The following is a 20316-nucleotide window of genomic DNA, read 5'->3' as shown; positions in this document are numbered from 1 at the left end:
AGCCCTCGTTGAAAGCAGGGCGGACTTGAGTGAGTGAGGGGCAAGCCGGAACTCACCTGTTTCATCGCCTGACCCTGTTCCGACTTCAAGCATAGATCTCGGACAATCGCAGGTTGAACGCGATTGAGGACAAGGAGAGTGATGCCTCCAGCGAATCGTATAAGTGCGTCTCCCAGCCCGTTTCGCTGCGAGAGAAAACAACGATCCGAGGGCGATCCTGGGTAACCAGAACGTACTCCAGCAGACTGGGCAGACTTTGGTAGGCAAGTCGTTTATCGCCCTGGTCATAGCGTTGCGTATTCGGCGACAGCACTTCAATCACCAGCACCGGATCGGTCTTGAAATAGGGGTCCCCTCGTTCCTGCGCGCAACGGACAAAGAGGTCGGGATAAAAGAAATCGTCACCGACGCGGATCTTGAGATTGGCGCCATAGACCCGGCAGCCTCTGGGCCGAAGATGCCCATGAAGTGCCGACAGCAGATTGGCGGCAATCTCTTCATGGCGATCGCTGGCCCCGGTCATGGCATAGAGATACCCATTCACGAGCTCATGACGGCATTCGCTCTCGCGCTCGTAAGCCAGGTAAGTATCGGGAGACATGCTTGGCAGTGTTTGTGCGGCGATCATTGAATCCGCCCCGCTGTTTTCAAATTTGAGACAGTGATGATATCAATGCCTCCGGAGTGAGTCTGGATGGTTCGGGGTCACGATGTTCACGATGCCACCGATAGGCATGCTGGATCATCGTTGCGAGGTCGCTGCTAATCGGTGTCCAGTTCAGTTCACGGGCAACACGGCTTAGATCCGAGACCAGTCGATCGGGATCCCCAGGACGTCGGGGAGCGAGTTTGTCCGCATCGGATGATAGCACGCTCAAGGGGCCAGAAACGTCACGGCTGCTCTGGATGGTCTTCGTTGAGCCACGGGCTGTTGAGGATTCTCAGAATATGCGAGCAATCGCCATGCGCGCATTTCAAGAAACCGTTACAGAGATGCGAGCCGAGAAGCCGGCGCCGCCGGTGACGAGGATGCATTTTCTGGTTCGCATGATGCGGATGCCATCAGAAATGATCCTGATCCATCTCGGGCAGACAACGCGCTGGGGTTCGATGAGCCGGTGTCGCCCGATCGATTCGCGAAGTCTCCGGTTTCCACGCGCTACACTGGCCGTCTTGGCCACTCACCGGTTGTAAGCCTCATGACCCAGCCCCGTCGCAAACTCCCCATCGGCATCCAGACCTTCGCCAAAATCCGCGAGGGGGATTATTACTATGTCGACAAGACGCCGCTGGCCTGGCGGCTGGCGCAAACCTCCGGTTACTACTTTCTCTCCCGTCCGCGTCGCTTCGGCAAAAGTCTCTTTCTCGATACTCTGAAAGAACTCTTCGAGGGCCATGAGCCACTGTTTCGCGGTCTGGATATTCATCCATGCTGGGACTGGACGGTGCACCATCCGGTGATCGCCATCAGCTTCGGCGGTGGGGTGCTCCAGACCCGGGCGGAGTTGGACGAGAAAATTCGCGAGATCCTCGACGACAATCAGCGACGGCTCGGCGTGGTCTGCGAGCACCCCAGTCTTTCGGGCTGTTTCGCGGAACTGATCCGCCAGGCGCATGCGCGCACCGGCCAACCCGCCGTGATTCTGATCGACGAATACGACAAGCCCATCCTGGACAACATCACCGATTCCGACGCCGCGCTGGCCATGCGCGAAGGGCTGAAGAATTTCTATTCGGTGATCAAGGGCGAAGACGCCCATCTGCGCTTCGCCTTCCTGACCGGAGTGTCCAAATTCAGCAAGGTCAGTCTCTTTTCCGGACTCAACAACCTAGAAGACCTCACCCTCGACGCCGACTATTCCGCCCTCTGCGGCTATACCGAGCAGGATGTCGACACGGTTTTCGCACCCGAACTCGATGGCCTGGACCGTGACGAGATCCGCCGCTGGTACAACGGCTACAACTGGCTGGGCGAGGCGGTCTACAACCCCTTCGATCTGCTGCTGCTGTTTCGCAACCGCCGCTTTCAACCCTGGTGGTTCGAGACTGGCACCCCGACCTTCCTCATCCAGCTGCTGACCGAGCGCGAAACCTGGCTGCCGAAGCTGGGCGAACTGGAGACCGATGCCGACCTGCTCTCCACCTTCGATGTCGACAACATCCCGACCGAGGCGCTGATGTTTCAGGCGGGCTATCTGACCATCGCGCGAGAGGAATGGCTCGGCGGCACCTATTATTATCAGCTCCGTTTCCCCAATCGCGAGGTTAGCCAGAGCCTTTACAGCAGCTTACTGCGGGTCTGGACCCCCGCGCCCGAGACCGCCGTCAGGAACCGCAAGCAACTCTATCGCCTGCTCCAATCCAATGATCTGGCGGGCCTGAAAGACCTCTTCCATGCCTTCTTCGCCAGCATCCCCAACGACTGGTATCGCAAGAACCCCATCGCCAGCTACGAAGGCTATTACGCCAGCGTCTTCTACAGCTATTTTGCGGCGGTCGGTCTGGACATCGTTTTGGAAGACGCCACCAATCGGGATCGGATCGACATGACGGTACGCTTCAACGGCCATATCTACCTGTTCGAGTTCAAGGTGGTGGAACTGGCGCCGGAGGGCCGTGCCCTGCAGCAGATCAAGGATCGAGGCTATGCTGAGAAATACCGCGCCGCGGGTCAGCCGATCCATCTGATCGGCGTGGAGTTCTCGCGCGAGGGGCGGAATCTGGTCGGGTTCGAGGTCGAGACGCTTTGAATCGGGGTCGGACGGGGCATGCGCCCCGCCTGGTGGCCGTGTCGTGCGGGAGGAGAACCGACGACAAATCGGCGCTCCCGGGCGGCGCTTCGCTCGTGGATGAGTCGATTCTCTGGCGGAAGTCGCTTTTATACGGCCACGCCGTTTTTCTGCACCCAAAATTGATACATACCGGCAAAGGTCCTGGGGTGTTCCTGCTCGAATCGGTCCCACTGGTCCAGGTTGGTCGCGGACGGATCGTCGTGGAAGCGCTCCATATAGAGAGCGATAACCGCAGGATCGCGGACGAAGCCCAGCAAGTTCAGATCCAGTTCGCGCAGTAAATCGGCCAGTTGGGGCAGTGTGAAGCGATGTTCCTGGACATGAAACAGCAGATCGCGACAACTGCTCAGGGCGAAAAAATCGTCTCCCTGTGTTAAGCGACGATATTCTGGCACGTCACGCATGGAGATGATTTCCTGCCGAAACCGGCGAATGTCGGAAGCCGTCGTCTGATAACCCTGTTGGGCGATCAATTCACGCGCCATGACCACATGGCGGCGCGCCAGTTCGCTATAGAGTCCGACCGACATGAATCCGCCCGGCCGCAGGCGCGACAGCAGCGTCTTCCACCCCGCGACCGGGTCTTGCAGATGATGCAGCACCCCAACCGATTCGATCAGATCGAATGACGCCTCGCATTCATCCGACGCAGCGAGTTCACCGAGTCGCAGGATATCCGCCTGGGCATAGCGGATGTTCGTGACACCGGCTTCCACCGTCTTGCGTTGGGCGTAAGCGAGGCTGTTCAGTGACAGGTCGATGGCCAGCACCCGCGCGTCCGGATAGCGCCGGGCGATCTCGAGCGAATGCTGCCCGGTGCCGCAGCCGGCGACCAGTATCGAGACATCCGTCTCTTTGCCCAGCGGCTGAAACCGCGCCTTCGGAAACTGCTGGCGGATATAGGCGTCGATGGTTGGCGCGGGCGGGACGATCCCGGCTTTGACCCAGCGCGGATAGGGGTTTTCCTCGTACTGATTGCGTACCCGCGCGGAAACGCCGTCCGCGATCTCGGTCAGACGAAACATCCCATGGCGATACGCGGCCTGTTCCAGCGGCTCGCGGATCTGCTGGATCAACACATCCATGACCGGTTCCGGCCAAGAGCGCTCCAGCAGTGTCTCGGCACCCGGCACAGTGTCGAGCGGAAGATAGGCCGCCAGCGCGATCAGATGGTGCGCCGCGATGGGCGCGCGATACTGGAGCGCGACGGTCAGACCGTTTTTCAGTGCATCGATTCGTGTGCTTTCCGCCTCGCTCACCGCGAAGACGTATTCATTGAGATAGCCTTGCCTGGCCAGCGCGGCGAAGAAGCTCAGGTGGACCGCCGTGAACGGATCGCCAAGCCCGTTCAGCGCGACCGTATCCAGCATGGCCTGTCGGATCCGGGTCAGCAGACGCTCCAGATCGACATCGACGATCGGGGCGCTGTCCAGCAGGCTCATCAGCAGCGCGTCATTCGCCAGTCCCGCGAGGCCCGCCGCTCCAAACAGATCCGCGGGCGACAGCGAAGAGGTCTCGTTGAGACGACGGAGCCCCTCCTGGACCAGCGGATTCATCTTGGTGAGCGCGACGCAGGTCGCCATCAGCAGGCTTGGGCGGCACCAGGACTCGCGCAGCGCGCGGATGAGCACTGGCCGCATGGCGGGTTGATCGCGCTGGAAATTCAGGCGCGGGACGAAATTGACATAGTTGATTTTGGCGATGAGGAAATCCGGCTTCAGCTCCAGTGCCCGCCGATAGTGTTCCAGCGCCTCATCTAACCGCCCCAGATCGCGCAGCACGGAGCCCATGTTGTTGTGCGCTTGGGCAAAATCCGGCTTCAGCGCGAGAGCCCGCGCATAGGCGGCCAGCGCGTCCTCGAATCGCTCCAGCGCCTTGAGCACATTGCCCCGGTCATTGTGGGCAATCGGGGCGTCCGGCTTCAACGACAAGGCGCGATCGAGGCAGGCCAACCCTTCCTCGGGCTGGCCCATCTGGGCAAGCGCGTTACCGCGATTGGTCAGGGCGCTGGCATAGTCTGGCCGAATTGTCAGGGCGCGGATAAAGCACGCCAGCGCCTCCTCGACGCGCCCCAGATCCTGAAGCGCCTTACCCAGACTGTTGAGCGACTCGCTGTCATGCGGGGAGAGTTCGACCGCGCGCTGGAGAACCGGCAGGGCCTCCTGCTGTCGATCGCCCGCCAGCAGCACCGTGCCCAACGCCTTCCAGCCAAAAGCGGCGCCCGGATAACGCCGCGTCAGTTCGCGCGCCAGCGCCTCGCCCTCGGTCAGACGCCCGGCATTGAAGAACGCGACCAGTGCATCCTGCTCCGCCAGCGTGGGTGAAGCTACGCCCGTCGATTGTTTGACGGTTGTCGCCCGCGATCTCTTGGAACCTGTGGTGGATTTTTTGCTCATCGCGTCTGAATACCCTGGATGAAGCCTTCGAGCAAGCCTCGACGGACGGATGTGACAGGAATCACGCTTCGGCGACCAGGACGCGCGGGGTGCTTGAGGAAGCCTTCGAGTGGCCGATAACTTGCCTTGACGCAGAGACGCAGGGTTTAGGTCTTAGGCCATTTCCGGAAAAGGACATACCGCCATGTAGGGGCGATTTAAATCGCCCCTACAAGACTTGCAGCCAGACGAAGCCGGGGGACGCCTTCCCGGAAATCGTCTTAAGGTTTCAGCCCGCTGGCCGATAACTACTGCGAACCAACCGTTTTCACCCCACGGCCGACCGCTGAGGCCCAGCAGATCGCCGCTTCGACATCGACAGGAGAACAGTCATGGCAATGGTCATCAACACAAACGTGTCGTCGCTGAATGCACAGCGCAACATCACGAAATCCCAGGGCGCTCTGAGTCAGTCCATGGAGCGGTTGAGCAGCGGTCTGCGCATCAACTCGGCGAAGGACGACGCGGCGGGCTCGTCCATCGTCAGTCGACTCACCTCGCAGGTGCGCGGTCTCGATCAGGCGGTGCGTAACGCCAACGACGGTATCTCGCTGGTGCAGACCGCCGAGGGCGCCTTGAGCGAGTCGTCCAACATCCTCCAGCGCATGCGCGAGTTGGCGGTGCAATCGGCGAACGGAACCTATACCAGCGGCAACCGCACCACGCTCAACGCCGAGACCCAGCAGTTGGTGAAGGAGCTGGATCGCATCTCCACCAGCACTAACTTCAACGGCATGAATCTGCTCGACGGCACCTCAAGCGATGTGAAGTTGCAGATTGGAGCCGAGGCCAATCAGACCATCGACGTCAGCATCGGCAAGTTGGACTCCGCGTCACTGGGTGTACAAGACACGGCGGGCGTGGGCTCGGCTGGCCGGGTCTCAACCGGCGCGAGCGTCGCAGCGGCGACTACCACCGGTACCGGAAACAATGCCACATCCCTGGGTTCGGGCGATCTCGTGATCAACGGCATCGCTATCGACGGCGCGAAAGGCGCGTCCGATACCGCCTCTTCCGCTGGCGAGACCAGTAGCGCCATCGCGACGGCAGCGGCGATCAACGCCAAGACCGATCAGACCGGCGTCACGGCCGTCGTGGGCGAGACCCGGCTCGGCGGATCGGCCATGACCGCAGGCGGAGGCGCAGCCGCAACCGCGACCATTACACTGAATGGTGTCGGTATCGAGCTATCGACCGTTGATAATAATACGGTGGCTACCCGCGAAGCCATCGTGAAAGCGATCAATCTGGAATCCGAGAGCACTGGCGTCACCGCGATCGATAGCGGAACCGAAAACGGGGGCATCACCCTAGCGGCGGCGGATGGGCGAAACATCGTGTTGACCACCGCTGACGCTAATCTGACTGCCTTGAATACGGGGCTCAACATCACGAGCGGCGGCGCTAATGCAACCACGATGGCCACCGGCACCGTGACCCTGGTGGCCTCGGGCGGTAAGGACATCAACATCACCTCGGGCGCCACCGGCAATGCCAGCGACGCCGGCTTCGTGGAAGGCACCTACAGCGGGACGGCGACGCAGGTGTCCTCGAACCTTGCTGACAGTACAACCGCGATGACAGCCGGGAACGTCTTCGTGAACGGCGTCTCGGTGGGGCCGTCTTACGCCAAGGACGATACCGCTTCCACGGTCAACAAGGATGCCAGCGCCATCTCCAAGGCCGCCGCCTTCAATCTGGTTTCGGACAAGACCGGGGTGACGGCGGTCGTCAACGAAAACATCGCCAAGAATACGACTGACCAAGTTGACGGGACCGACACGGCGACGACATTCACGATCAATGGTGTTGACCTGTCCAGTATCGTCGCCAGCAGCGACGCTAGCGATTGGAGCGCTAACCGTCAGACGCTCATGGAAGCAGTGAACGCCAAATCCGCCCAAACCGGCGTGCGGGCCATCGACACTGGGGAAGACGGGACTGAAGACGGCGGTGGCGTCCAACTTGTCGCCGCCGATGGGCGCAACATCGAAGTTACGATTACAGGTGGCGCTGGCGAAGAATTTGGATTCAACAACGATTCGGCTGCCAATGTCTACGTTGGCGAATTCACGCTCAAATCCGATAAGGAGATCGTCATTACGCGCGGCACGGACGATAACCTACCCGATTCTGGTCTGACCGTCGGCAACTATGGTGGCGGCCAGGACGGCCAGTCGATCGCCAGCATCGACATCTCGACCGTGGAAGGGGCGAACAAGGCGATCACGGCCATCGATAACGCACTTGAGACAGTGAATAATGTCCGGGCCGATCTGGGCGCGGTCAACAACCGCCTGGACTTCACCATCAACAACCTGTCCAGCATCTCGCAGAACGCCACGGCCTCGCGCTCGCGCATTCAGGATGCCGACTTTGCGTCGGAGACGGCGATGCTCTCGCGGTCACAGGTGTTGCAGCAGGCGAGTTCGGCGATGCTGGCCCAGGCCAACTCGGCGCCGCAGCAGGTGCTCTCGCTCCTGCGGTAAACTGAGTTTTCCTTAGACTGAAGGATGGACGGCCTCCACTGGGGAGGCCGTCCGGTTGAACCGGGAGAGAAATGATGGCCAGCGAATCCTACAACGTAGCGGCGGTCAGACCAGCCGTGACTCCACCGACGCCGTCGCTGGACGCCACGGCCACGGCTCGGGGGCAGGCCGCGTCAGGTCGCCTCGCGGAGCCGTCGACGGGTGCGGTTGATGCCGGTCTCGCGGCGACGGAAACCCCGGCGGGCATGGGCCGGGAGCCGGTGGGGACGGTCGAGCAGGTCGCGCAAGCAGTCGATCGGATCAACGAGATGATGCAGAACGGCAAGCAGACGCTGTCGTTTCAGCTCGATGACGATTCGGGGCGCATGGTGGTTCGGGTGACGGATGCGCAGACCAAGGAGGTGATTCGTCAGATTCCGACAGAGGAGACATTGAAGTTCGCGCAGTATGTCGATGGGTTGGTGGGGTTGATTTTCAATAAAAAGGCGTAAGGGGCGGACAGGAATGGCACTAAGTTAAGCGCGTAACCTCTACAAAACAGCTACTTGCATAGCCATCTGCGAGCCAGAAGCCCTACGGAACCCAGCGGAATCTAGGGAATTCCAGAGGGCATCCGCTGATTTGGCGGTAGCCAAAATCCGGGCTTTCACGTAAGTGGCTGATATTTATAGGTGCTAGCTTATCTTAGTGCCATTCGGGGCGGACAGTGTTTTTCAGTTAAGGCGGTTTCGTCAAAAAACCGACGCCCTGGGGTCGAGTTATTGTCGGTTTTTTGGCGACATTGCGTGGGCGATTTTCCAAGCTGGACGGGGCATTCGCCCCCGTTCGGAACGACTTAAGGACACGCGGAAAAGTGCTGGGCTGGCGGTGGAAAACGTGCGGGACGGGGTGAATACCCCGTTCCGCATCAGGGACGTACCACTTGTAGGGGCGATTTAAATCGCCCTACACGACTTGCAGCCATTCTGCATTCTGAGTTGGGATACTCATTTCCGGAAATCGCCTTAACTGAACGGCATTGAGATGGTTTCATCGAGGCAAGAGGGCGATCGTCGTGGATACCAACATCATCAGTTCGCTCGGCGCCGGATCGGGAATCGATGTCGCCAAACTGGTCTCCCAATTGACCGAGGTGGAGCGCGCCGCGCCGCAGCAACTCATCGATACGCGTCAGAAAAAGCTGGAGGCGCAGATTTCCGGTTACGGCCAGCTCAAGAGCGCGCTCGATACGCTCAAGACCGCGATGGGCTCGCTGGGAACCAAGGATCTCTTCAATGCCCGTTCAGTCGCGGTGCCCACCTCGGATGCCATTACCGCCGATAAGGTGTCGCCCGGCGCCCAGGTCGGGAGCTACGGGATCGAGGTACTGGCGGTGGCGAGCGCCCATTCATTGGCGACCCAGGCCCAGGACGAGCGCGATGGCGCACTCGGTAAGTCCGGGAACATGACGATCAGCTTCGGCGAGTGGACCTATAACGCCTCCGACGAGCCGACCGACTTCGCCACCAACGGCGAGCGTGCCGCGCTGTCGATCGAGGTGGAGGCGACGGACTCGCTCGACAGTATCGCGGCAAAGATCAATGCGCAGGATGCGGGTGTGCAGGCGGCGGTGCTGAAGGTCGACGACCAGTATCAGCTCACCCTGACCGCGCCCTCGGGCGTCTCTAATGCCTTGCGTATCAGCGTCGACAATACGGACCTGAACGGCTTTGCCTTCAACGAGTCGCAGTTCGACCAGGTGACCCAGACCCAAGAGGGCGCGAACGCCAGCCTGAAGATCAATGGCCTGGCGGTGACGCGCGAGAGCAATTCCATCGACGATGTGATCCAGGGGTTCGCCTTCACCATCAATAAGGTCTCCACCGAGAGCCTGAATTTTTCGGTCACGGCGGATAAGAGCGCGGCGGAGGAGGCGGTGCGCGGCTTCGTCGAGGCTTATAACGCCTTCCAGGAGACCACTCAGAAGCTGGTGGGCTATTCCCGCGACGACGATAACAATCTGGTGCGCGGCGATCTGGCCGGCGACAGTTCGGCGCGCACCGCGATCAGCCGTCTGCGCGAGCAGATCGGCGGCGCCGTACCGGGGATCGCGAGCGGCTTCACGGCGCTGACCAATGTCGGCATTCGCACCGAGCGGGATGGCTCGCTCACCATCAGCGAGGATGAATTCACCGCCGCCTTCGCCAACAATTTCAACTTGATCGGGGATCTGTTCGCGAGCAAGACGACCTCGGCCAACAGCGCGGTCAAGGTCAATCAGGGCACCTTTGCCGCGAATGCGACCGCCGGGACTTATAAGGCCGAGATCACCCGCGATCCGACGCACGGGCAGACCCAGGGCGCGGCGATCACGCATGATTTCGGAACGGTCGCGGTGCCAACCCCGCTCGATACCTCGGGCGGCGGCTACAGCTTCAAGCTCCAGGTCGACGGCGTGACCTCGGGGGCCATCAAGCTCACCGGCAGCTACGACTCGGCCGAGGATCTGCGCGCCGATCTGCAATCGCGGATCAATGGGGATTCCACGTTGAAGGCGGCGGGCGTTGGGCTGGATGTCGAGTATGACGCATCCAGCCAATCGTTCAGCTTCGTGTCGCGCGAATATGGCTCGGCCTCCAAGGTCGCCTTCACCGAGACCGGCGAGATGGTCGATACCGTCTGGACGGACAACATGGATGTGCTGGGAATTTCCGCGACCCAGGCGCGCATCGACGGCCATGCCATCGACCACGCCAGCTTCGACGCGGACACCGACAGCTTCACCACGTCGCTCGATGCCAGCGGCGGCGACTACAGCTTCAAGATCAGCCTCGATGGTGTGGAATCGAGCACCATCAGCCTCGGCGGGAGCTATAACACCGCCGATGAACTGCGAGACGCGCTGCAAACGGCGATCAATGCCGATAATCAGTTGTCGGACGCTGGCCTGGACCTGACGGTCAGCTATGACACCGCCGCCAACCGTTTCAGCTTCGTCTCCAACTCCAGCGGGGCGAACTCGGCGGTGAGCTTCAGCGAACGCAGTGACGCCATGGCCAATCTCGGCATCGAGACGATCCTGAGCGGCACGCGCGGGGTGGATGTCGCCGGCACCATCGACGGCGTGGAAGGTTTCGGCGCCGGCAATGTGCTGCTGCCCGACATCGACTCGGCGGCCTATGGGTTGAACCTGAGCGTCACCGCCGGGGCGAAGGCCCAGAGCGAGGCCAGCGGGACGGAGGGCTTCGAGTTCGGCTTCTCGCGCGGCTTCGCTGGCGAGCTGTCCAGGCTGATCGACAACTTCCTCGGCTCCTCGGGTATCGTCAAGACGCGCGAGAATGGCATCCAGACCCAGCTCGACGGTCTCGATGAGGACAAGACCAAACTGGATCGTCGCATGGAAGGCGTCTCCGCCCGTCTGCTCGCCCAGTTCACCGCGATGGAGAATATCGTCAACAGTCTCCAGGGCACTGGCGACCAACTGACTGGCCTGGTGGATCGTCTACCCTTTACCTCGTCGGGTTGACGCTTTCCAATCGGCTCCGATGGCCAACGGCGCGAGCTTGCTCGCGCCGTTTTCGTTTCGATTAAAGAAAGTCCGCGAGCGGCCGTTACCTTCTCCATGAGCGGAGCAGAACCGTTTGTCGATTGACCGTTTATTTCCTTTCACCACTCGTCGGGAGTGAAGAACACCATGTACGCGATGCGCAGAGAACTCAATCAATACCGTCAGGCTGGACACATCGCGGAAGCCGCCGTTGCCGATCCACATCGCTTGATTCAAATGTTGTTCGAGGGCGCACTGGAGCGCATCGCGGTGGCGCGGGGTGCGATGGACCAGGGCAATATTCGCGTCAAGGGCGAGAAACTGAGCCAGGCGATCGCGATTATCGATGGTCTGCGTTGTTCGCTGGACCATGAGCAGGGAGCGGACCTGGCTGAAAAACTGGAGATGCTCTACGAGTACATGTCCCGGCGTCTGCTCGAAGGCAACATGCGTAATGATCCCAGTGCCTTGGATGAAGTGAGCCGCTTGCTGCGTGAGATCAAATCCGGCTGGGATGCGATTCCTGGAATGTTGCGCCAGGCGTCTTGACGGACTGGGCTTTACTGAGTTGTTGACTCGGCTCGGTTAGCGGCGAGGGGTACCCCCGACCTCCCCCGCCGCTGGCTGAACCGAGTTTTTTCCAAGGTGGGACGGGTATGGAACCCGTCCCTTACGTTTTATCCCGTCCGGCCTGGGCTTCCAACCGTCCTTGCTACAGATAGCGCAGGGCGGCGATAACGAGCCCCGTACTGGTGGCAATAAATCCGACCAGCCAGAGAAACTGCTGGTCGTGGCGCTTGAGCATCTCATCGAAGCGTTTGTCGACCTGCTCGAAGCGCTTCTCCATCTGCTCGAAGCGTTTGTCGATCTGCTCGAAGCGCTTCTCCATCTGCTCGAAGCGTTTGTCGATCTGCTCGAAGCGCTTCTCCACCTGCTCGAAGCGCTTCTCCATCTGCTCGAAGCCCTGACGCATCAGTTCGCGCTGGTGCTTGAGTTCTTCCTCCACCCGCACCATGCGCTCGCGCAGTTCGATCTCGTAGACCAGCGGCGGCTTGCCGAGGCTCTGTTCGGCTAGCCACTCACCGAGGTGGGCCTTGATAAAGGCAATATCGTCCTGGGCTAGGGCCATGCGGGCGTCTCCTCTCTCGGACTACTTAAGACACAGACTCTAGCGGATCGCGGCGCGATCCGACAAGGACAGTTGATCCGTCGCCGACCGCTCCCGCCGCAAGTCGAGCCATCGTCGTGTCGGTTATTTTTGCACCGTTCCTACGCATCACGTTTGGTCGCACCTACCGGCCGGCGAATTCACGCATGAACCGACTCAGCGCTTCAACGGCGTCGAGCGTCATGGCGTTGTAGATCGAGGCGCGGATTCCGCCGATCGAGCGGTGTCCCTTGAGTCCGCTGAATCCTTCCGCGCTGGCTTGCCGCAGGAATTCCGCTTCCAGTTGGGCCGTGGGCAGTCTAAAGACGACGTTCATCCGCGAGCGATCCTCGTGCGCCGCCCTACCCTCGTAGATATCCGCGTACCGGTCGATGATTGTGTAGAGGGTTTCGGCCTTTTGTCGGTTGATGGCATCCATCCTGTCCAGCCCGCCGATGTCGTTCAGAAGCCAACGGCTGACCAGCAGCACGACATAGATGGCGAAGACCGGAGGGGTGTTGTAGATGGAGTGGGCGGCGAGATGGGCGCGGTAATCGAGGATCTCGGGAATCCCGCGTGGTACCGGCTCCAGTAGCTCACGCCGGATGATGACCACCGTGACGCCGGCCGGCCCCAGGTTTTTCTGGGCGTGGGCGTAGATGAGGTCGAAACGGTCGGTGTCGATGGGGCGCGAAAGAAAGTCCGATGACATGTCGCAGACCCGGCGAACGCTGTCGAGACCGGGGATCTCGTGGAATTGGATGCCTTCGACCGTTTCATTGGAGACATAGTGGAAATAGGCAGCGTCCGGCGCGTGGAACAACTCCTCGGACTTGGGCAGGCTACGGAAGCCGCGCGATTCGCCATCCCAGAGGAGGCGCACCTCCCCTTCGAGACGGGCGGGCGGGATGGATTTGGCGCTCCAGTAGCCGGTGCGCAGATATTCGGCGGTCTTGCCGGTGTCGCGCAGCAAGAGCATCGGGATCATGGAGAACTGGAGCGTGGCGCCGCCCTGGAGGAAGAGTATGGCGTGACTGTCGGGGAGATCGAGCAGGCGGCGGATGTTGCGCTCGGCCTCCTCCACCACGGCGGCGAACCAGTCGGACCGATGGCTGATGCCCAGCACGGACAGTCCGACCTCGGGAACCGCGATGATCGCCTCCTGGGTGGCGGCGAGCACCGAGGCGGGCAGGACGCCCGGTCCTCCGGAGAAGTTGAGTTCATTCATGTTTCAATCCACGCCCGGCCAAGCCGGGTGATACGGCCCGGAAGAGGTTACGCCTTTCGATGAGAGGTCCGACTCAAGCCGGGCGGGTGACGTTCCGCCGTCGCGATGAGCATGGCGCGGAAGGCGTCGAAGATCCGGCGCATGGCGGGCGGCTTGTAGGGATAGAGATCGACCGGATCCATGGCGTGCACGACCATGGCGGGATCGACCTCGAAGATCAGCAGTCGGCCGTCCTGGGTCTCGGCGCAGTCGATGCCGAAATACTCCAGCCCGATGGCGCCATGGATGGCGGCGAGCGCCTCGCCATGTCGAACGGCGAACGACTGGTCGAAGGTCGCCATGAAATCCGCTTCCTCGGCGCGCTTGTCCGGGCTTTCGTCCATGCCGGCATTGAGATAGTGAATCATCCAGTGGCTGGAAACGCCCATGTGGCAGGCGAACGGCTGGCCATCGACGAGGATGACGCGGTATTTGCGATAGAGACCATCGGGGTTGCGGTAGTCGATGAAGGGCGAGAGATAGAATTCGTCGCTGGGCACGGCGTCGAGGACGGCCAGCAGTTCCTCGGGGCTTTCCACCTTGGCGAGGTCATGGCCGGCGTGAGAATCGATCGGGCGGATGATCAGAGGAAGCTCCAGGTCGGCGCGTTCGCTGGTCGCGATCGCCTGGACCCGACGGCGGCCGAGACGAAGCGTCGGCGGCATGATCAGCCCCGGCGGACCCTGGAGAAGCTGGCAGGCGGCGTCCCTGGCCATGGTTTCGATCCGGCGCGGATCGTTCAGCACCGGGCGTGGCCACTGGATCAAACGGGGAAGCCAGGCCGCCAGCAGCGGCCGATTCGCGTCCGATTCACCGATGGCGACGAAGAGGAGGTCGTGCTCGGGGATCTCCTCGGGGTTGGGATCATCGATTGTCGCGTAATAGAGATTCAGCTCGATATCCGAGTCTTCCAGCAAACACTCCAGGGGCACGTTGGCCATGATGGCGCCGGGGGCAACCAGCGCGAGCAGACGCAGGCGCGTGGGCTGGGTGGTGGGAAATCGGTACAGCCGACGCACCTTGAGCGCTTCCCCTTGCAGCGTCATGGCCATGTCCGGATGGCCGAGAAACTGGAAAAGGATAGAGGCATCCAGGAGCGCGCCGCTTTCGCTTGGGTCGTCCGTCGCGCGTTGCAGCAGGGATTGACCGAGCGGGGCCAGGTCCGCGCCGGACAGGGCGAGACGCATCAGCCTGGCAAGACCAAGATGGGTTGGCATGGTTGAGCGACCCCGCCGGAGGTGGATGGCCCGCGCCAATCGTCGGCGCGACACATGGGATTACGGCGAGGATTGTCGGCTCACGCCTGGGCGGGTGCAAGTCGGTCACTGGGTGGAATCATTCCCTGTCGATCGTCCGGATCATTGGGGTTCCTGTTCTTGATGCCATTTCGGGCGATCTGGAGTCGGGCGGGATCGGCGGGGCACGCCCGACCAGCCTCGCTGGCAAGACTCGGCCGGCTTGGGTGGGCTTTGCCCATCCTTTTATCTTGAGCCTCGGAGCGTACAGGATGGGCATCGCTGCGCTCTGCCCATCCTACGAAGCGGGGGCGTCAGCTCTGGCCGGAAGGATGATCGCGGCCCCGTCGCTCATCGCCCGGTATCGTTTCAATCATCCTTGCTGCCCTGCCAATCAATGGCGTGCTGTTCCATCAGCCGGTAGAGGGTGACGCGCGAGATGTCCAGGCGACGCGCGGCCTTCGAGACGTTATTGCGCGCTTCGCTCAGGGTGCGTTCGATGACTTCCTTTTCCGCCTTGGCCCGTGCTTCCGACAGGGTCATGAGAATGGATTTCGGGATGTCCTGATCCAGGCCGAGTTCGCGCGGCTTGACGAGTCTACCCTCGCCCATGACCACGGCGCGCTGGATGCGGTTGACCATCTCCCGAACATTGCCCGGCCAGGAGTGCGATTTGATGGCTTCCAGGGCCGGCTGGCTGAAGCCCTTGATGCTCGGTTTCACCCGGTTCGCGAACTGATGGAGAAAATGGTCCGCGATCAACTCGATATCCTCGCCGCGATCGCGCAGCGGCGGCATCTCCAGATGCAGCACGTTGAGCCGGTAATAGAGATCCTCGCGAAAACGCCCCTCCTCCACCGCCCGTTCGAGATTCACATGGGTCGCCGCGATGACGCGCACGTCCACTGGAATCTGGTTCGTGCCACCCAGCCGATCGATCGTCTTCTCCTGTAGAAAGCGCAGCAGATTGACCTGCATGTCGAGCGGCAGATCCCCGATCTCGTCGAGGAAGAGCGTGCCATTCTGGGCGGCCTCGATCCGACCGATCTTGCGGCGATCGGCGCCGGTGAAGGCGCCTTTCTCGTGACCGAACAATTCGGCCTGAATGAGATCGCGCGGCAGCGCGCCGCAGTTCACGGCGACGAAAGGCCCCTGGGCGCGATGCGAGAGCTGATGGATGGCCTGCGCCGCCAGTTCCTTGCCGGTGCCGCTCTCGCCACGAATCATCACATTGAGATCGATGGAGGCGACCTTGTGAATGGTCTGAAAGACGGCCCGCATGGCGGGGCTCTGGCCGACCATGGCGAATTCCGATTCGCCCTCGCCCCCGGTCAAGACATTGGCGCCCTCGGAAAAGGAATTGGCGATCTCGGCCATCCCATAGGCATGGCCGAGCGTGAAGGCGAGTCGCTCGGCGTCAAGCGGTAAGGTGTGGTAGTCATAGAAATGGGAGGTAATCACGCGCGAGACATGACGGAAGGAACGCGTCACGCCCGAGAGCAGGGCGACCCAATTGATGTGATTGTTCGCCTCGTGCAGCATCTCGGCATGGAGACGCAGCGCGTGAACATCATGGCTGGCGCCGTCCCAATAGAACAGGCCGACCAGGAATTTCTGCCTGCCCATCAGCTCCATCGCCACCTGGGGATTCGATGCCTCATGGACATCCCATTCTTGACCCAGAAGGGAAGGCGGGATCGGCTCCTCCATGGGGCCCAGCCTCAAGTACAGAAGCGCGCGGCGCGTATCCAACATGATGAACTACCGAGATGGTTATTGTTGATGTTCGCTCGCGAGTCAAACCCCCTCGTCCCTGAATGAATCCTATCGCTGAACCGTACCTGCCGGCCAGCCTGAATGACAATGCGCGGCGGCTCTTCGATCGAGCTCGAAAACCGAATCATCCGGCCTCCAAAAAATAGCCTTTAAGAATCTCGATACAACGGCAAGCCAGCGCAAGCATCAAACAGAATTCACTTCGATGCATAACCGGCCGACCAAAACGATAGACACTTAATAAATACCGCCTGGCGCGCTCATTTCAAGAGTGGAGCGGATTATTAATCCAGGATCACATCCACACCGATATTTGAGCGAGTCATTTCAAGACGCGATAAGGCTTTATTCCGTCGACCAGCGGAATCGGACTGACCGACGTCATCGGCGCATTCACGAAAAGCGGAACCCCGGGCAGGCTAAAAACCACACAGATTATAATTTAGCACGGCAGGCAAAACGTGCAAGCCGATTATTTGGTATTCAAGTCTAGTCGGATTTATTTCGGCGGCAAGGGCTGTCTACGTAAAGTCTGCAAGCCCGCTCTTCAGCGGACGAAATCAACGGATTCAGCTCTCGACACTCGGGCTGAGTACTAACCCCCAGCCACTGCGTATTTACCCCTAAATTAAATGTAGGTATTAAAGCCCAGGCTACCGAAACTTTAATCACACGAGATCAGCATAGACGCTTTCCTTGAACTTGCACAGTTTTTCCTCGGATTCGTTTCTCGGGGTCTCTCCGGGAACGGGCCACCGGAAATCAACCCGATAGTCGTGCTATTTGGGATCCAAGCGCACACGGATTCACTCCATGTGTCAATTGGGTCGACCCCCCCGGACTGTAACAAAAACAATACAACTAAACATCCCGCCTCGGGTTCAAGTCAGAATCGACGCCAGGTGGAACATACGCTCATCGCATGGCACCGCGTTTGCATTATTCATCAAGCAAAGACCCCGCGAGGACGTACCGAGTAATTCAATTGTCCACATGATGTAGGTCTATCGGAGACCTGGCCGCGGTCGGTGATGCACGGCCGCATTCACATGAAATGTCATCACGTTGACCGCACGAATTCCGGCGCTGGCGAGCGCTGGAGTTCCCGCAAGCCATGACAACGAGAAGCAGCGCATGACAGGTGTAAATTGCATTGTCGCACCACTGATAATTGATGGCGGCTTACCCGTTATGGAGAATGACCAACCACCCCAGAAAAGCCCATTCCCACATTCGGATGGCGTGCGCCAGCACCTTCATACCGGCCTGATACAACAGGGCCTTCAGGTTGTACGGGATCTGCTTGAATACAAGCGATCACAAAGCGGATTCGGTGAGATCACCGAGGAATTCCATAGCCTGTTCAGTCATTTCGTGACTGCCGGCCTGGGCAAGCGCTGTGTGCGGTTCGTATTCGATGGAGATGATGGGCCGGAGCTCGGACCCAATTGGCTGACGATCAGTCTCGATCTCGTGGAGCGCCGCGCGCGTGAGGCCGGTCAAGTCGTGCTGGAGCTGGATTCCGACTATTTCGATGCCGTCCTCTGCTCCGGCCTTGGGCGTATCTCCCGACCCGAGAGCTTGATTCTGGAGTTGCGGCGGATCCTCAAACGATCGGGCCAGATTTGGATTCAGTCGCCGCTCTGTGGCCCCTATCTCCCGGATCGCGATTCAAACCGACTTGAGTATTGGCGTCTGACGCCGGACGGACTTCGGATACTGCTGGAGAGTTTCGACGAGATCCTGTGCTCGGTCTATCTACCCGAGGGGAATGCGTTACGCACCTGTAGCTTTTTCTACGGGCTCAAACCGGCCGAAACCTCCGGCCAATTCCCGCTCCCCATACTCGCGCACATGGCACCACCGGGGACCTGAGAACCCTCGGGCGTCCGATCCCCGCGCGGTCAGCGCCCCCGAGGCCGAATCCGTACACCTCTTCTTAACCGAACACGATCCTTGCCGATTGGAGCAAACGATGAGCGACACCATCCACGGATATCGAAGCACGCCCGTCGATCTCTTGGTCGACGCGGCCAGGGCGACCGAGATCAAGCAGGAAGCCATGCGGCTGCGCTCGATCACGCTCGATGATCGCCAGACACGCGATCTCGAACTGATGCTCGGCGGGGCCTGCGCGCCGCTTGACGGTTACATGGGGCGTGAGGACTACGAGTCCGTCCTCGAACGCCAGTGCCTCGCCAATGGCACCTTCTTCCCGAGACCCTTCACACTGGATCTCGACGCCGATACCGCGGGTTCGCTGCAAGGCGAGGAGCGGGTGGTTCTGCGCGACGATGAGGGGGCCATGCTGGCGATCTTGACCCTGGGGGACGTCTGGCAACCCGACTGGCGGCGCGAGCGCGCGATTCTTCACCCCGACGGCGCGACGCATGGGGAGGAGACGATCGCCGATGAAGGGAGCGCGCCTTATGCGCTCGGGGGTCGTATCGAAGGTATCAGCCGGCCCTTGCATCACGACTATCCGGACCTGCGGGTCACGCCGATGGGCCTGAAGGCGGAGCTGAAGGCCGGCGGATGGACGCGCATGATCGTGGTCGATCCAAGCGCGGAGCTGCCCCCGTCCGGACACCGGACGATCGCCGCCATCGCGAGGGAGTTGGGGGCGCTCGTACTCCTCCATCCAGTCATGGACGCGATCCGATCCACCGAGCTGGAGTTGCATCGGCGCGTCAAGCAGTACCGTTCACTCTTGGCGCATTACCCCTCGGGCGGAGCACGGCTGGCGCTGTTGCCGCTCAATCCGAGCGGCTCGGGTGCTCGGGAGTGGCTCTGGCGCGCGTTCGTCCATCATCGGTGCGGCGCGACCCACTATTTCCTGGATCCTCGCGACATGGAACTGGGTAAAGGTGTCGCCGGATCCGTGCCGATGCGCGATCTCGCCAGCGCCTGCAAGGACCACCTGGGTCTCGAACTGCTGTCCGTGCTCGACCTGCGGATCCCCGCCGAGGATCTCGCGGGCGCCAACCCCATGCCGATCGGAGCGCCCGGATCGGATGGTGCCTGGAGCGAAGGGCTCATGGCTGGCGAGGGTGACGCCAAGTGCGACACGAGCGGTGTCACCTGCTTCTTCACCGGCCTGTCCGGAGCGGGCAAGTCGACCGTCGCGCGAGCCCTAGCGGCGCAGCTATCCAAGCTTGGGCGCACCGTGACCCTGCTCGACGGCGATCTGGTGCGCCGCCATCTGTCCAGCGAACTGACCTTCAGCAAGGAACACCGCGACCTGAATATCCGACGCATCGGCTACGTGGCGAGCGAGATCACACGGCACGGCGGCATTGCGATCTGCGCGCCCATCGCACCCTATCGGGTGACCCGCGCGGCGGTGCGAAGCCTGATCGAGGCCGAGGGCGGATTCCTGGAGATCCATGTCTCGACCCCTCTTGAGGTCTGCGAACAACGGGATCCGAAGGGACTGTATGCCAAGGCCCACGCCGGCCTGATCAAGGATTTCACCGGCATCAATGACCCCTACGAGGCCCCGGAGCATCCCGAGATCGCGATCGACACCTCCGTCATGGGCGTAGAGGCGGCCGTGGCCTTGATCTTGACCGAACTCAGGCGACGGGGCGCGATCCTGGATTCATCGCCCGCGATGGACGAAGGGATCCTGGATCGAACCCAGACACGG

General features: G+C 61.0%; 12 protein-coding genes and 1 pseudogene. 7 read left to right on the top strand and 6 right to left on the bottom strand.

What is annotated here, in order from left to right:
* Positions 1 to 85: 85 nt before the first annotated feature.
* On the bottom strand, positions 86 to 628 hold the full coding sequence (locus tag CKO27_RS17995) for a Uma2 family endonuclease (protein WP_200376304.1): 543 nt from the start codon (positions 626 to 628) through the stop codon (positions 86 to 88).
* Between the two features lie 571 nt (positions 629 to 1199).
* On the opposite strand from CKO27_RS17995, the gene CKO27_RS17990 reads away from it, so the two are divergent.
* Positions 1200 to 2750: an ATP-binding protein gene (locus CKO27_RS17990; protein WP_200376303.1), complete on the top strand. Its 1551-nt coding sequence runs from the start codon at positions 1200 to 1202 to the stop codon at positions 2748 to 2750.
* Positions 2751 to 2878: 128 nt separating this feature from the next.
* Here CKO27_RS17990 and CKO27_RS17985 read toward each other — a convergent pair whose 3' ends face one another.
* Positions 2879 to 5188 (bottom strand): tetratricopeptide repeat protein, encoded by a 2310-nt coding sequence (locus tag CKO27_RS17985; RefSeq protein ID WP_200376302.1) that lies wholly within the window; start codon positions 5186 to 5188, stop codon positions 2879 to 2881.
* A gap of 371 nt (positions 5189 to 5559) precedes the next feature.
* On the opposite strand from CKO27_RS17985, the gene CKO27_RS25030 reads away from it, so the two are divergent.
* The 4 genes from CKO27_RS25030 (at position 5560) to fliS (ending at position 11791) form a co-directional block, all read left to right on the top strand.
* Complete coding sequence (locus CKO27_RS25030; RefSeq protein WP_200376301.1) at positions 5560 to 7716, top strand: flagellin N-terminal helical domain-containing protein; 2157 nt, start codon at positions 5560 to 5562, stop codon at positions 7714 to 7716.
* Positions 7717 to 7790: 74 nt separating this feature from the next.
* Complete coding sequence (locus CKO27_RS17975; protein WP_200376300.1) at positions 7791 to 8207, top strand: flagellar protein FlaG; 417 nt, start codon at positions 7791 to 7793, stop codon at positions 8205 to 8207.
* A 563-nt stretch (positions 8208 to 8770) separates the two neighbouring features.
* Entirely contained in the window at positions 8771 to 11221 is a 2451-nt protein-coding gene (gene fliD, locus CKO27_RS17970) for a flagellar filament capping protein FliD (protein ID WP_200376299.1), read from the top strand.
* A gap of 168 nt (positions 11222 to 11389) precedes the next feature.
* A complete protein-coding gene (fliS, locus tag CKO27_RS17965; protein ID WP_200376298.1) occupies positions 11390 to 11791 on the top strand; it encodes a flagellar export chaperone FliS in 402 nt (133 codons plus the stop codon).
* Between the two features lie 163 nt (positions 11792 to 11954).
* Here the strand turns inward: fliS and CKO27_RS17960 are convergent, their stop codons facing one another.
* The 4 genes from CKO27_RS17960 to CKO27_RS17945 all read right to left on the bottom strand — a co-directional run bounded on the left by CKO27_RS17960 (position 11955) and on the right by CKO27_RS17945 (position 16646).
* Positions 11955 to 12371 carry a hypothetical protein gene (locus CKO27_RS17960; RefSeq protein WP_200376297.1) on the bottom strand — a complete coding sequence of 139 codons (417 nt, stop codon included), beginning with the start codon at positions 12369 to 12371 and terminating at the stop codon, positions 11955 to 11957.
* Positions 12372 to 12534: 163 nt separating this feature from the next.
* Positions 12535 to 13617, bottom strand: coding sequence for a phosphoserine transaminase (locus tag CKO27_RS17955; RefSeq protein ID WP_200376296.1), 1083 nt, complete (start codon positions 13615 to 13617; stop codon positions 12535 to 12537).
* Between the two features lie 47 nt (positions 13618 to 13664).
* On the bottom strand, positions 13665 to 14873 hold the full coding sequence (locus CKO27_RS17950) for an ATP-grasp domain-containing protein (protein ID WP_200376295.1): 1209 nt from the start codon (positions 14871 to 14873) through the stop codon (positions 13665 to 13667).
* 387 nt (positions 14874 to 15260) lie between these two features.
* Positions 15261 to 16646, bottom strand: coding sequence for a sigma-54 dependent transcriptional regulator (locus CKO27_RS17945; protein WP_276570179.1), 1386 nt, complete (start codon positions 16644 to 16646; stop codon positions 15261 to 15263).
* Positions 16647 to 17732: 1086 nt separating this feature from the next.
* On the opposite strand from CKO27_RS17945, the gene CKO27_RS17940 reads away from it, so the two are divergent.
* Together CKO27_RS17940 and cysC are read left to right on the top strand one after the other, a co-directional pair.
* The gene (locus CKO27_RS17940; protein ID WP_200376293.1) at positions 17733 to 18542 is read left to right on the top strand and encodes a class I SAM-dependent methyltransferase; all 810 of its coding nucleotides are present in this window, start codon (positions 17733 to 17735) and stop codon (positions 18540 to 18542) included.
* A 148-nt stretch (positions 18543 to 18690) separates the two neighbouring features.
* Positions 18691 to 20262 (top strand): annotated as a pseudogene (gene cysC / locus CKO27_RS17935) (adenylyl-sulfate kinase); the annotation flags it as partial.
* Between the last annotated feature and the right edge of the window lie 54 nt (positions 20263 to 20316).

Origin of the sequence: Thiocystis violacea (assembly GCF_016583575.1) — a bacterium.
Lineage (GTDB): Bacteria > Pseudomonadota > Gammaproteobacteria > Chromatiales > Chromatiaceae > Thiocystis > Thiocystis violacea.
Note: the sequence above shows the minus strand (reverse complement) of the source record. Positions and strands in the feature narration are given on the sequence as shown.

Bases quoted from the DNA above. Each gene is read 5' to 3' on its own strand.
- CKO27_RS17995 (WP_200376304.1), bottom strand. From the start codon at position 628: ATGATCGCCGCACAAACACTGCCAAGCATGTCTCCCGATACTTACCTG.
- CKO27_RS17990 (WP_200376303.1), top strand. From the start codon at position 1,200: ATGACCCAGCCCCGTCGCAAACTCCCCATCGGCATCCAGACCTTCGCC.
- CKO27_RS17985 (WP_200376302.1), bottom strand. From the start codon at position 5,188: ATGAGCAAAAAATCCACCACAGGTTCCAAGAGATCGCGGGCGACAACC.
- CKO27_RS25030 (WP_200376301.1), top strand. From the start codon at position 5,560: ATGGCAATGGTCATCAACACAAACGTGTCGTCGCTGAATGCACAGCGC.
- CKO27_RS17975 (WP_200376300.1), top strand. From the start codon at position 7,791: ATGGCCAGCGAATCCTACAACGTAGCGGCGGTCAGACCAGCCGTGACT.
- fliS (WP_200376298.1), top strand. From the start codon at position 11,390: ATGTACGCGATGCGCAGAGAACTCAATCAATACCGTCAGGCTGGACAC.
- CKO27_RS17960 (WP_200376297.1), bottom strand. From the start codon at position 12,371: ATGGCCCTAGCCCAGGACGATATTGCCTTTATCAAGGCCCACCTCGGT.
- CKO27_RS17955 (WP_200376296.1), bottom strand. From the start codon at position 13,617: ATGAATGAACTCAACTTCTCCGGAGGACCGGGCGTCCTGCCCGCCTCG.
- CKO27_RS17950 (WP_200376295.1), bottom strand. From the start codon at position 14,873: ATGCCAACCCATCTTGGTCTTGCCAGGCTGATGCGTCTCGCCCTGTCC.
- CKO27_RS17945 (WP_276570179.1), bottom strand. From the start codon at position 16,646: ATGTTGGATACGCGCCGCGCGCTTCTGTACTTGAGGCTGGGCCCCATG.